The 12075-nt window shown below is 42.8% G+C and carries 13 protein-coding genes and 1 pseudogene; 2 read left to right on the top strand and 12 right to left on the bottom strand.

The annotated features are described in order from the left end of the window. Nucleotides 1-231: 231 nt before the first annotated feature. The 4 genes from LC653_RS41190 to LC653_RS41205 all read right to left on the bottom strand — a co-directional run bounded on the left by LC653_RS41190 (nucleotide 232) and on the right by LC653_RS41205 (nucleotide 2658). Nucleotides 232-633, bottom strand: coding sequence for an ExbD/TolR family protein (locus tag LC653_RS41190; protein ID WP_229501069.1), 402 nt, complete (start codon nucleotides 631-633; stop codon nucleotides 232-234). After that, nucleotides 617-1270 carry a MotA/TolQ/ExbB proton channel family protein gene (locus LC653_RS41195; protein ID WP_229501070.1) on the bottom strand — a complete coding sequence of 218 codons (654 nt, stop codon included), beginning with the start codon at nucleotides 1268-1270 and terminating at the stop codon, nucleotides 617-619. Before LC653_RS41195 ends, LC653_RS41190 begins: the two co-directional genes overlap by 17 nt. A 328-nt stretch (nucleotides 1271-1598) precedes the next feature. After that, complete coding sequence (locus LC653_RS41200) at nucleotides 1599-2003, bottom strand: ExbD/TolR family protein (RefSeq protein WP_229501071.1); 405 nt, start codon at nucleotides 2001-2003, stop codon at nucleotides 1599-1601. Beyond that, nucleotides 1990-2658: a MotA/TolQ/ExbB proton channel family protein gene (locus LC653_RS41205; protein WP_229501072.1), complete on the bottom strand. Its 669-nt coding sequence runs from the start codon at nucleotides 2656-2658 to the stop codon at nucleotides 1990-1992. The genes LC653_RS41200 and LC653_RS41205 overlap by 14 nt, the downstream gene beginning before the upstream one ends. A 339-nt stretch (nucleotides 2659-2997) precedes the next feature. Here LC653_RS41205 and LC653_RS41210 point away from each other — a divergent pair, with 339 nt between their 5' ends. Then, nucleotides 2998-4473: an energy transducer TonB gene (locus LC653_RS41210; protein WP_229501073.1), complete on the top strand. Its 1476-nt coding sequence runs from the start codon at nucleotides 2998-3000 to the stop codon at nucleotides 4471-4473. A gap of 508 nt (nucleotides 4474-4981) precedes the next feature. After that, nucleotides 4982-5575: pseudogene (locus LC653_RS41215) on the top strand (IS982 family transposase); the annotation flags it as partial. 149 nt (nucleotides 5576-5724) lie between these two features. On the opposite strand, the gene LC653_RS41220 reads toward LC653_RS41215, so the two are convergent. The 8 genes from LC653_RS41220 to LC653_RS41255 form a co-directional block, all read right to left on the bottom strand. Further along, nucleotides 5725-6288: an NUDIX hydrolase gene (locus LC653_RS41220; protein WP_504828440.1), complete on the bottom strand. Its 564-nt coding sequence runs from the start codon at nucleotides 6286-6288 to the stop codon at nucleotides 5725-5727. 384 nt (nucleotides 6289-6672) lie between these two features. Next, nucleotides 6673-7059, bottom strand: coding sequence for an oxalurate catabolism protein HpxZ (gene hpxZ, locus LC653_RS41225; protein ID WP_229501075.1), 387 nt, complete (start codon nucleotides 7057-7059; stop codon nucleotides 6673-6675). Between the two features lie 68 nt (nucleotides 7060-7127). Beyond that, nucleotides 7128-7559 (bottom strand): MFS transporter, encoded by a 432-nt coding sequence (locus LC653_RS41230; protein WP_229501076.1) that lies wholly within the window; start codon nucleotides 7557-7559, stop codon nucleotides 7128-7130. A gap of 168 nt (nucleotides 7560-7727) precedes the next feature. Beyond that, nucleotides 7728-8504 (bottom strand): sulfite exporter TauE/SafE family protein, encoded by a 777-nt coding sequence (locus LC653_RS41235; RefSeq protein WP_229501077.1) that lies wholly within the window; start codon nucleotides 8502-8504, stop codon nucleotides 7728-7730. Between the two features lie 30 nt (nucleotides 8505-8534). Next, the gene (locus LC653_RS41240; protein WP_229501078.1) at nucleotides 8535-8993 is read right to left on the bottom strand and encodes a DMT family transporter; all 459 of its coding nucleotides are present in this window, start codon (nucleotides 8991-8993) and stop codon (nucleotides 8535-8537) included. Nucleotides 8994-9324: 331 nt separating this feature from the next. Continuing rightward, on the bottom strand, nucleotides 9325-10704 hold the full coding sequence (locus LC653_RS41245) for an LLM class flavin-dependent oxidoreductase (RefSeq protein ID WP_229501079.1): 1380 nt from the start codon (nucleotides 10702-10704) through the stop codon (nucleotides 9325-9327). Between the two features lie 68 nt (nucleotides 10705-10772). Beyond that, nucleotides 10773-11366, bottom strand: coding sequence for a glutathione S-transferase family protein (locus LC653_RS41250; RefSeq protein ID WP_229501080.1), 594 nt, complete (start codon nucleotides 11364-11366; stop codon nucleotides 10773-10775). Between the two features lie 76 nt (nucleotides 11367-11442). Further along, complete coding sequence (locus LC653_RS41255; protein ID WP_229501081.1) at nucleotides 11443-11844, bottom strand: nucleoside/nucleotide kinase family protein; 402 nt, start codon at nucleotides 11842-11844, stop codon at nucleotides 11443-11445. Nucleotides 11845-12075: the final 231 nt, after the last annotated feature.

Genomic DNA, 12075 nt, shown 5'->3' on the forward strand with positions numbered 1-12075 from the left:
CTTAACCCAAGCGTATTGCATCATATGATACCAATTCAAATAATGTTTGCGACACATCAATTATTTGTAAGGGCACAACAATGTTGTGCCCCTACCCATCTGTCGCATTCTTTTTTCAAATTGGTATGACTTCCGCCTTGCGGTACTGGTCATCACACAAAAAAGAGTTAGGAGTCAGAATATAGAATTTTCCTGACTCGCTGAACTTCTTATATACAATATTTCTACTGTTTATTTTTGGGTAGCGATCGCTAATTTTGCCCCAGGAACCTCACGTACCCGATCCATCACAGCTACCACCTTCCCGTGACCAACTTTTTCATCAGCATTAATAATCACCAACACTTCTGGGTTAGAACCAACTAAAGTCCGCACTTGCGCTGTTAAATCATCAACTGCAACTTGTTTGCGGTTCAAGCTTACTACTCCTTGTTCATCTACCGTGATAGTAACTTTAGAGGGAACTTGTTGTTGTTTTGCTGTGGCTGCCTTCGGTAAATTTACTGGTAAACCTTCTGAGCGCGTTAAAAACAGAGTTGACATGATGAAAAATGTCAAAATTGCAAATATCACATCAATCATCGGCACGATGTTGATCTGTAATGGAAGTTCTGGCTCATCTGGTAGACGCATACGTTTTTTCTCCTCGTTCATAGCGACGGCGGTAAAGTAATTCTAGCTGTCCCCCATACTCTTGAATTAGTGCAATTTGCCGTTGGTACAGTCCCCGGAAGGTATTGGCAAACATGAGTATGAATATAGCAACTATCAATCCTGATGCTGTTGATACCAAAGCCTCACTAATCCCAGCCGTAACACTTGCCGTTTTGCTACCTCCCACGTCACCAAGATTTAGGGAAGCAAAGGAGGTTATCAATCCTAACACAGTGCCGAGAAGACCCAACAGTGGTGCCAGACTAATGATTGTCTCGAAAAGGTTTTGGAAACGTTTTAACACAGGTATCTCAGCTTGGGCTTCACTTTCTAACGCCAAACGAAATTCCTCTGGATTTGGCTCCTCTAATTCTAAAGCCGCTAGAAAAATCCGGGCGAGTGGCAAATCTGCGTTTTTCTGAAGTTTATCCATTGCACCGACAACATTATCGAGACGGTAGAGATTCAAAACATCTCGCACCACCCGGTTTTGACGCTGATTAATCCTTACCCAAAACCTGATCCGCTCGATGATCAGTGCCACACCCAATACCGAAAACGCCAACAGGGGCCACATGACGATACCACCTGCTGCAAATAAATTCTGAATTCCCATGTTTTTTAAACGTGATCAACAATACACAGTAAGACTACCAGAATCTAGATCAAGGCTGAAACTTTTTCTCAATAAAGTTTAAAATATAATGATAATTTTTTCAAATCGAATCATCATAATTTTGATTTACTCAAGCGCCATATTTTCTTAGTAAAAATTAGACAAGAAGGAGTTTGGAGTTAAAAGCCAGAATATAGAGTTTCCGTTAATTCTAGCTGTTACTGTTGTTCCAAATGGTGAATTTGAAGCAGGCGATTTTAGTGGATGGACAGATGTTAACCTGCTTTAAAACATCTGGGAGTATTGAGATAAGCAGTATTTATACTTATTATCTTTGGGTAGCGATCGCTAATTTTGCCCCTTCAACTTGACGTACCCGATCCATCACCGCTACTACTCGACCATAATCAACTTTCTCATCAGCATTAATAATCACCAACACTTCTGGGTTTGAACCAACTAGAGTACGTACTTGCGCTGTCAAATCATCAACTGCAATTGGTTTACGGTTCAGGCTTACCTGTTCTTTTTCATCTACCGTAATCGTAATTCTAGTGGGAACTTGCTGTTGTTTCGCTGTGCTAGCCTTGGGTAAATTTACTGGTAAACCTTCTGAGCGCGTTAAAAACAGAGTTGACATGATGAAAAATGTCAAAAGGGCAAACAGCACATCCAGCAGGGGCACAATATTGACATGTGCTGGTAAATCTTGTTCAATATCATCTAGATCCATAGGTCTTCTCCTGCTTTTGGTAGTGATCAAAATGGTCATAGCGATCCAGGAACAGTATTTCTAGCTGTCCGCCATACTCTTGAATTAGTGCTATCTGCCGCTGGTATAGTGCCCGGAAGATGCTGGCTGCTATAAGTACAAAGATAGCAACAACTAATCCTGATGCAGTCGCAATCAAAGCTTCACTAATCCCAGCAGTGACTGCACCAGTTTTAGTACCGCCTACATCACCAATATTGAGTCCAGCAAATGAGGTAATCAATCCCAAAATTGTGCCGAGAAGTCCCAACAAGGGCGCCAAACCGACAATAGTATCAAATACAGCCTGAAACCGCTTGAGTACGGGAATTTCTGCTTGTGCCTCACTTTTCAATGCCAAACGAAATTTTTCTGGAGTCGGTCTTTCTAACTGTAGTGCAGAAAGAAAAATGCGTGCTATGGGTAAATCTACATTTTGTTTCAGCTTATCCAAAGCACCGACGACATTATCGAGTCGATAGAGATTCAAAACCTCACGTACCACGCGGTTTTGACGCTTATTTATCCCTAACCAAAATCTAATACGCTCAATCATTAACGCCACTGCTAATACCGAAAACGCCAACAGGGGCCACATGACCAAACCGCCTGCTGCAAACAAATTCTGAATTCCCATGTAGTGCCTCTATAACGTCATCCACAATACAAAATCAGACTACCAGAATCTAGAGAAAAGCTGAAACTTTTTCTCAATAAAATATAAGATATAATGATAAATTTTTCAAATGTAATGCTCATGACTTTTAATTGTTCGTTTGTTTTACATAAATTAATTTAATTAGATTGCAACAAAAATTAATTTTGTCCAAAAACCATGATATTGGTGCTTTGATAAAGATATTTTTGCTAGTGCAGGGTTCGGTAACGCGATCGCAAGTAATTTTAATTTTTTACTTGATATTTGTAACCTTGCATTCTAAGATAGCTAAGTTAGTGAGAATGGGTAGCAATAGCTATGAGCTTATCTGGCATTACTGTCGAGCAACGTTCCAAAGAAGTTGAGGCTCTCAAGTCTTTTCTGACTTACAGTCTGATAGGTTCACTGGCGCTGCATATCGGCGTACTGTCCTCAGGCATAAGTAATTATTTGACGAGAGTCCCTACGGGAGAAGAAGAACCAATAGAGGTGGCGATCGTTGATTCTCCGACTGCGGAACCAGAAAAACCAATCGCACAGATTCCAGAAGAAATAACAAAAGAACCAGAAGTTGTCCAAAAACAGCCTATAGAAACTGCACCAGTAGAAAAAGTTCAGCAGCAAGAACAGATTACAGCAGTCGCTACCAACCCACAGCCCACAAATACACCGCCAGAAGCAATTGCTACCAAGCCAGAAGTTTCAGTGAAATCTGCACCCATTCCACGAGCAGCTCTATCTAGAGATTCCAAAGCAAGTTCGGCGGGTGGCGGTGGCGGTGGTGGCGGCGGTGGCGGCGGTGGCGGTTCTGGTGTTGGTTTAGGCTCAGGTAGTGGTATTGCTGTAGGTACAAGCACTGGTACTGGTACTGGCGGAGGTACTGGCACTGGCACTGGCGGTGGTATTGGCAGTGGAACTGGCACTGGCACTGGTAGCGGCATTGGTAGCGGCACAGGCAGTGGCATTGGTAGTGGCACTGGTAGCGGCACTGGTAGCGGCATTGGTAGCGGCACTGGCAATGAAACAGGAAACCGTCCCACAGTAGCAACAGCGCCTACACCTCCAAAAATTAACAGTTCAGGTAATGGTAATGGTCGTGCAGCTTGCCGCGAATGTAATGCCAAATATCCAGAGGCAGCAAGACGGCGAGGAGTTGAAGGCAGAGTGGAAGTAGCTGTAGATACTGATGCACAAGGTAATGTTACCAATGTGCGGATTGCTCGTTCCAGTGGAAACCGCGACTTGGATGAAGAAACCGCCAGACAAGCGCGTGAGTGGAAATTAAAACCCGCAGAAGGTGGTAGACAAGGAGTAGCTATAGCCACTGAATTTGCTATAAAAGGTTCACGGCGATCGCGCCAAGTTCAAGAACGGCAAGCACAAAGACAAGCAGAAGAGAGAACCAGGCAGGCAACAGCATCCAACTCCAATTCCACACAGGAAGCTCCAAGACGCAGGCGACGAGAGTTGACACCCTCATCTAATGAAGCTAGAGCCACAAGACCAGCAGAATCTCGATTGAGTCGGCGGCTGCGTCGTCAACCTGTGGAAAGCGCTGCCCCCAGATCATCTCAAACTCGGACAACTCGCACTCAAGGAAGTGCAAGAGACTCCTTACGCCGCATCCAACGTGAGCGAACAGCTACCGGTTCATCACAACAGCCACAAGCAACCACAAATCGGCGACGGCGAAGAGATAACACTAGCCAGAACAAGTTGCGGGACTCTTTGCGCCGTTTACGCCAACAACCTCAATCACCTCAATCGCAACCTGCTGCTCCCAGTCAACAGTAGCTACGGTGGTGTACACAAATCTTTTAGAGTTGCCCCACTGGCTTTTGATCCCCCAATCTTCAGGATGTCCCGCAAGAAACTGAAGTTCCTTGCTAATAGCAAAAGTCATCTCAAAGATGACTAAAGATATACCCAAAAATCTTTAGTCTACTTGAGTAGACTTTAGAGGATGTTTGAAAAGTCCTCTTGTCGGTATCAAAACGTTTTAGATCCTCCTAAATCCCCCGATAAATTGGGGGACTTTGATTCCGGTTCCCCCCTTTTTAAGGGGGGTTAGGGGGGATCGATAAGTGCCTAAAATCACAGCCAAATACTTTTCAAACATCCTCTTAGCTAAAAGCCAAAGAACTTTAGTTCCAGGCGGGTGAGTCAAGCCGAAAGTTTTGCTATTTCTAGGCTTAAGTTGACACCAATGCAGTTCGGTCTTCTCCTAAAGAGAGAGGTTAGTCGAACTCACTTTAATCTAAATCCGTAGATGGACGCAGATGGACGCAGATAATTTTGATAATTTATTGATTCAACTTCCCTAGAAATATGTTTAAATCAAAGAGCGAAGCGTAATCGAGTTTTCAAAAATTTGGCGAATTGGGGAAAGAGTTCTTTAGGATGGTACTTTGGCTTTAAGTTACATTTAATAATTAATGAAGAGGCGAGAAATTTTATCTTTTATGATTACCCCTGCTAACGTAGATGACCGTAAACCTGTACCAGAAATGACAAAAAATCTCTTTGAAAAATTATTTGGCGATCGCGGATATATTTCACAAAAACTATTATATCGTTCTCTTACAGCAAAATATTCAGCTTATTACAACTCTTAAAAAAACTATGAAAAATCGTTTAATGCCTTTAATTGATAAAATTTTATTGAGAAAGCGTTCCCTGATAGAAACGGTTAATAACCAATTGAAAAATATCTCCCAAGTTCAACACACTCGCCACCGCAGCGTTTGTAATTTTATGGTTAATGTTATTGCTGGAATAATAAGCTTATACATATCAAGATAAAAAACCTTCATTAAATCTAACGACACAAGATTTAGATTCACTACAAGAGGCACATTTATTAAGAGATGAAACTTTGTCGCTTGCTATTATCTAACCCGCACCCATAAAACTTCGTTTCTGCCTGTTGAAGAGTCTTTTTCTTACGTCGAACTCAGGTCTAGTGGGATCTTGCTACAACCTAACCTACGCAATCCAGCACGTTAAACTTGATAGTTATTGACAAAGGCAACTATAGCCCGATGACTAAGAAAATTGCACTTTACCAAGTTTTTTTAGAGCAAAGAATAATGAACTAATATGTAATGTTTGCAGTAATATACCATGATCAATAGCTTCAAATAATTTTTCAAGCGGCAACAAAACTACATCAATTTCTTCAGTAACGTCTAACTTCAAATCAGCTACACATTCCACATCTTTTGCTAAGAAGCAATGTGTTAAATTGCTATGATTAGCTGGGTTTGGTGATAATATACCAGTTTCAATAAAATTATTGCTAGTGTAACCAGTCTCTTCCAATAATTCGCGTTTTGCAGCTTCCACTGGTAAAACATCTTCAGCCTCTACAGCACCGCTAGGCAATTCTAAAATTGTTTTTTTCAAGCCGTGGCGATATTGCTTTACTAAAATAACTTCTTGATTTTTGGTTAAAGCTACAACATTTACCCATGTTGGATATTCAAGAACATAATAGGGGTCAACTATTGTTCCATTAGGCATTTGGCAAGTATCAGATCGTACCGAAATCCATCTGTCCTTTACTATATGTCTAGATTTTAATACAATCCAATCAAAGGGACTTACCATATTTAAACCTCTATTTAATCTTTGTTACAGTAGTTATTTTTAATGATTTGAAATCAGGTAAAGCTGGTACTATCGCCACTTACTATCTTTTCTGGGAGCTAATGTCTAACTAGAATACTATAGGACTTTGCCTAATACGGTTCGGATAAGACTTGATCCCCCCAACCCCCCTTTTTTAAGGGGGGCTAAGAATGGCTCTATTTCCCCCAATTTATCGGGGGACTAAGGGGGATCTTTAAAGACTATGCACCTTAACCGAACTGTATTGGGACTTTGCCTTTAATTTTGAAAGCATACTGAGACTCAAAAGCTTGTTTTACAAGGGTTATAGGTCAAAATATTTTCAATAATCAAATAGGATTTTTATAGTCATAGTTTTAAAACTCACACTGGCAATAATGAAACATGGGCTGAAACTACCTTCCATCCTTCGGTAAACCTGTACCAAGTCTGGCTTTGTCGCCCGAAACGCTCTACACCATTAATAATCCGGCGAAACTCTAAAGTCACTGTTGCTGCATCTTTCCCAAAGGTTACAACCTTGAGATTCAAGATTTCTCGCTCTATTTTTGGGCTTGGTCGATTCTGGCGAAAGTTACGAATTTCATCACCGCCATAAAGGTTTTCTGTGATGCCGAACCGCACTACTTCGGGCGCATCCCAAAATAAGCTATCCATCACCTCCAAATTGTTATTAGAAAGGGCTTCTTCATACTTGAGGTACAAATCAGTTACTTCCGCGACAACAGCAGGGTCATTTATAGTAGTCATTATTGTTACCAATTTTTGGTATTATGGTTGATTATGCACTCTTTTAAATAGTCAGAGCTATTTTTCTTTTAAGCTGCTTCAGTACGTAGATTCAGACGAACCAGATCACGGAAGGTGGAGATTTGCTGCATAAAGAAAATTGAGCCTGCAATACAAATACTTGCACCAAAGATGACAGTATTGCTACTACCAATTTTACTTGCTAGTGCGCCAGCTATTAAATTGCCTATCGGTACTGCACCTGTAGATGCCATAACGTAAAGACCTGTAATTTGTCCGCGATTTTCATCGCTCACCAACAACTGAAGCAAAGTGCGTCCGGCAATTATCTGCAAAATAAAGCCGAAACCAGCTGCAAATAATGAGAGCAGCGAAAACCAGAACACACGGGATAGGGCAAAGAGAATTAAGCTTACTCCCATAAAACATATACCCAATGCTAGAACTTTACCCGACTCCAGTACATTGTTATGCTTAGTTAATTTGATTTTTCCATGCATCACCCCCAATACGGTTCGGTTAGTATATTTGGCTCTCGGAGATCCCCCCAACCCCCCTTAAAAAAGGGGGGCTTTTCCTCCTATTTACCCACTTTTTAAGGGGGTCGCCGTAGGCGGGGGGATCTTAACCGAACCGTATTGACATCACCTCTGAGTAGTTCCCAGTTCTTAACCGTGAATAAAAAAGTAGGCAGTCATAGTAAAGGCAACAATCATGACAAATTTCCGAATTAAGTGCGGTTCAAGTTGACGAGCATAATGGGCACTTAAGTAACCACCAAGAGAGCCACCGACTGCCATCAAAATCGCTTGATGCCAAGCAATCACACCTGCAAAAATAAATGGAACGATCGCAATACCATTGATACAACTCCCTAAAAAGGTCTTAAAAGCATTCATTTTGTGAATACTTTTGATACCTAAAAACGTTAGAGTTGCCAGCATTAAAATCCCTATACCTGCGCCAAAGAAACCGCCATAGATTGCGATCGCTAGTTGAGCCAGTATCAAATTAAACAATGGTACAGATTCCGGTGATGTATTCTGGTTTTGACGCTGCAACCACTTTTTGAACGGTTCGCCAAAGGTAAATACAACTGTTGCCAGCAGCAACAGATAGGGAATCAACTTTTTAAAGACATCTGGCGATGTATACAACAAAGCTATGGAGCCAATCATGCCACCAAATAAACTGACACTACATAAAAGTAAAAAATCTCGCCGCTCGATACCTAAATCTTGACGATATGCTCCAGCACTGGCGAGGGAAGCCACCCAAATCGCGGTATTATTCGTGGCGTTAGCTGCGATCGGAGGTACACCCGTAAAGATAAGAGTTGGAAACGTGATAAAGCTTCCACCACCCGCTACAGCATTTAACCCGCCTGCAATAAAAGCGGTACTAAACAACAGCAAGCTATGGATAAACGTTAATGATGGCGGCATTATCTTTAATTACGAATTACGAATTACGAATTACGAAAACAATGTGGGGCGTAGGCTTAGCCCGCCGAAGGCATCGCCAAAAAACCTCCATGATAACAGTGCTGTAAATACGGGATAGGTGAAGAAGAGAGTCAAGGCAATACCTGTGGGAATCAAGCCAATAGCAATGTAGAGTGAGGCAATATACACAAACATCAGTATCCCACAGCCAACAGCTTGGATTAGAACATCCCTGCGCTTGCGGGTGAACAAGTCTTGAAGTTCTGTCCAAGCAGATGGATATAGCTTGAATGATAGAGATGCCATGAGTGGAACCACCAGCAGCATTCGCATGAACATCAGCAAGAAGGAATTCTGCAAATCCGGTTTAACGTATCCACCGACTAAAAATAAACCTAGTACGAGATGTTCTGAAAACAAAACTCGGACTGTAACGTTGTGAAACGTCAAAACAAAGGAGGATAGAAGAACCGTTAGGATGCCCAACACGATAAAAAGTTTCCTTAGAGACGACTTGATTGTATTGTTAAAACCACTGGAATAACAAACCAGATGAAGTTTGAGCAAATCAAAGCCGTCGCTTCAAAAACACTGCCAGACGGTTAAAGAGACGCGATTTATCGCCGTCTCTACTCTTAATTTATCCATCAATTATTTATTGACAAACTACTGGCGTGGCAAGGCTAAAATGTTGCAAAAAAATTGTAGGTTGGGTGGAGGCTTTGCGTAACCCAACATCCTGATATATGTTGGGTTGCGCTCCGCTCCACCCAACCTACGTCTACATTTAATGCACTATTTTAAGCTTGCCACGCCACTACTATGCCAAGGAACCGACACCCACAGGTTCAGGAGCAGTCTTTGTGGTGAACTGGTTCACCGGACGGGGTAAACCAAGATTTTCACGCAAAGTAATACCTTCATACTCAGTACGAAATATTCCTCGGCGTTGCAGTTCGGGAATTACCAAGTCTACGAATTCCTCTAAACCCCCAGGTAGCCAGGGTGGCATAATATTGAATCCATCAGCCCCACCATTGACGAACCAATCTTCTAACTGATCGGCAATGTGTTCTGGTGTTCCGAGAATCGTTCGATGTCCCCGCGCTCCTGCAATCCACAAATACAGTTGTCGGATTGTTAAGTTCTCTCTGCGGGCAAGATCGGTGATCAGCTGCAAGCGGCTTTTGCCAGCGTTGGTATCTGGCAGATCCGGCAGCGGCCCATCTAGGGGATATTTGGACAAATCATGACCACCCACTAGCCCAGAAAGCAGCCCTAATCCGACCAGAGGATGGATCAACTCCTGAAGTTGCTCATATTTATCCTTAGCTTCCTGTTCAGTCTTACCAATCACCGGGAATACTCCTGGCATGATTTTAAGATGGTCAGGGGAACGTCCGTATTTAGCCAATCTCCCCTTGACGCTGGTGTAGAAGGCTTGAGCTTCTGCCAATGTCTGTTGTGCAGTGAAAATCGCCTCTGCTGTTTGGGCAGCTAAATCCTGGCCAGCCTCAGAAGATCCAGCTTGTACGATTACTGGATATCCCTGTGGTGGACGCGCCACATTGAGCGGGCCGCGCACCGAGAAATATTTACCCTTGTGGTGGGGAATATGCAACTTTTCTGCATCGAAGTAAATACCTGACTCCTTATTGTGAAGGAAAGCATCGTCTTCCCAACTGTCCCAAAGTTTGGTGACAACATCCACAAATTCCCTCGCCCGTTCATAGCGCAGCGAGTGTTCTAGGTGGTTTTCTTGGCTAAAATTCTGGGCTGCGGCTTCAGCAGAGGAGGTTACGAGATTCCAGCCGGCACGACCACCGCTGAGATAATCTAGTGATGCAAACTTGCGGGCGAGATGAAAAGGTTCATCATAAGTCGTTGATGATGTTGCCACCAATCCGATATTTTCTGTCACCGTAGACAGAGCCGACAATAAGGTTAAAGGTTCAAAGTGGACACTGAATTGTCCCGAACGACTAAAAGCCTCAGTCCCTTGCCCCCGATCCCAGACGGCTAAACCATCTGCGAGGAAAAGCATATCAAATTTACCCCGTTCAGCTGTTTGTGCCAGCTGCTTGTAATGTTGGAAGTTTAGACCTCCATCAGCCGGGGTGTTGGGATGTCGCCACGCTGCGACGTGATGACCACTACCGGGTAAAAATGCTCCGAGTTTAAGTTGTTTTTTTGTACTCATATTTCTATTTGCGAGGGCGTGCTTATGCTTTTTTCGTTCTCTTGTTTGGAACAAGAAAATGTTAGTTATTAAGACTCTGGTCTTGTTGCTTGGATGGAGGATCGTTTAGAGAATTCATCGTACCAATTAGCAAGTTTTGGATATTTCTGCCGCCATTGCAAATCAGGAAAACGGATCTCTAGTCCAAGTGCAGAGGCGAGGGTTATATGAGCAAGTTTTGGAGTTTGGTCGAGTTTATCTGATATCTTCTCGAAGTAGTCCAAAATTCTTAACGCTCGCGATCGCTCAAACTCGATCACCCCAGGAGACTGCTCACTGAGGGGACGCCTTAACTCCCGTACCCAGACAGCAATGCCATCTATGAACCCACCAGTGATACCTTCAAGTTGCTGTAGAAAGCCATTAGATATGTCAGCAACTAGTTTGATCTCAGGATTTAAGTGATTCAGATAGACGCAAATTATACGTGTTTCACTCAAAATAAATCCGTCGTCAGTCGCTAGAGTTGGAACTTTACCTGTAGGGTTGTAATTAAGTAGGTCGCTGTTCGGATCTCGTGCAATGACTTTTTGCGTTTCGATCTGATTGCTGAGATTCAATTCTATTATTGCTATCCGTGCAATGCGTGCATAGGGCGAGTTAGGTGTATAGAAGAGTTTCATAAAAAAGCGCGATCGTCATTAGATACTGGGTTCAAATATCTATCGTTTTAACACTTGAAAAAATCTGGTCAATAAATTAGGAAAGATGATTTGCTCTAAAGAAGAGAATCGGTTCTGCCAAATTATTGTTTTTTAATAAAACATCGGCATACTGCACAGGATTAGATTCTGCAAAGTAGATTCGTTGTGCGGCATGGTATCGCTGACGATATAGACGAACTGCGTTTTCCCTAGACCCCAGCCGTGCTGCATCCCTATCTACCCCACGCTGCTCGGCTACCTCAAAATCTGTATCTATATAGATACAATAGTCAAAGTAAGAGACAATCTCTGGTCTTAGCAGAAAACTGGCAGCAAAAAGAAAAATGTCTCCAGGATTGGCTTTATTAGGTGTCTCTTCCACTGGAGCATTTGTTTCTAAGTCGAACCCACGTGCCTGGTAGATTAAATTACCTCCAGGCCCGAGTGGTTCAAGCACAAGCTTTTTGAGGAGCGGATAGTTGTAGGCATCAAAATAGTAGTGCGAATCGTTGGCTAGAAACTAAGACCCATAAGGGTCTGGAGGATTAGCCGCAAGGTACTGAACCTTGACAACTGAATGACCATGTAGGTGAGAGCCAGTATCCTAGAATCCTCAAATCCTACCCCGTAGGTGCAACGGTGAAAGCATCACCCCCAGGTTCGAGACTAGTCATCAATGCCTGAAGCG

Source organism: Nostoc mirabile CHAB5784 (assembly GCF_020829645.1).
Taxonomy (GTDB): Bacteria; Cyanobacteriota; Cyanobacteriia; order Cyanobacteriales; family Nostocaceae; genus Nostoc; species Nostoc mirabile.

Bases quoted from the DNA above. Each gene is read 5' to 3' on its own strand.
- LC653_RS41190 (WP_229501069.1), bottom strand. From the start codon at position 633: ATGCGTCTACCAGATGAGCCAGAACTTCCATTACAGATCAACATCGTG.
- LC653_RS41195 (WP_229501070.1), bottom strand. From the start codon at position 1,270: ATGGGAATTCAGAATTTATTTGCAGCAGGTGGTATCGTCATGTGGCCC.
- LC653_RS41200 (WP_229501071.1), bottom strand. From the start codon at position 2,003: ATGGATCTAGATGATATTGAACAAGATTTACCAGCACATGTCAATATT.
- LC653_RS41205 (WP_229501072.1), bottom strand. From the start codon at position 2,658: ATGGGAATTCAGAATTTGTTTGCAGCAGGCGGTTTGGTCATGTGGCCC.
- LC653_RS41210 (WP_229501073.1), top strand. From the start codon at position 2,998: ATGAGCTTATCTGGCATTACTGTCGAGCAACGTTCCAAAGAAGTTGAG.
- LC653_RS41220 (WP_504828440.1), bottom strand. From the start codon at position 6,288: ATGGTAAGTCCCTTTGATTGGATTGTATTAAAATCTAGACATATAGTA.
- hpxZ (WP_229501075.1), bottom strand. From the start codon at position 7,059: ATGACTACTATAAATGACCCTGCTGTTGTCGCGGAAGTAACTGATTTG.
- LC653_RS41230 (WP_229501076.1), bottom strand. From the start codon at position 7,559: ATGCATGGAAAAATCAAATTAACTAAGCATAACAATGTACTGGAGTCG.
- LC653_RS41235 (WP_229501077.1), bottom strand. From the start codon at position 8,504: ATGCCGCCATCATTAACGTTTATCCATAGCTTGCTGTTGTTTAGTACC.
- LC653_RS41245 (WP_229501079.1), bottom strand. From the start codon at position 10,704: ATGAGTACAAAAAAACAACTTAAACTCGGAGCATTTTTACCCGGTAGT.
- LC653_RS41250 (WP_229501080.1), bottom strand. From the start codon at position 11,366: ATGAAACTCTTCTATACACCTAACTCGCCCTATGCACGCATTGCACGG.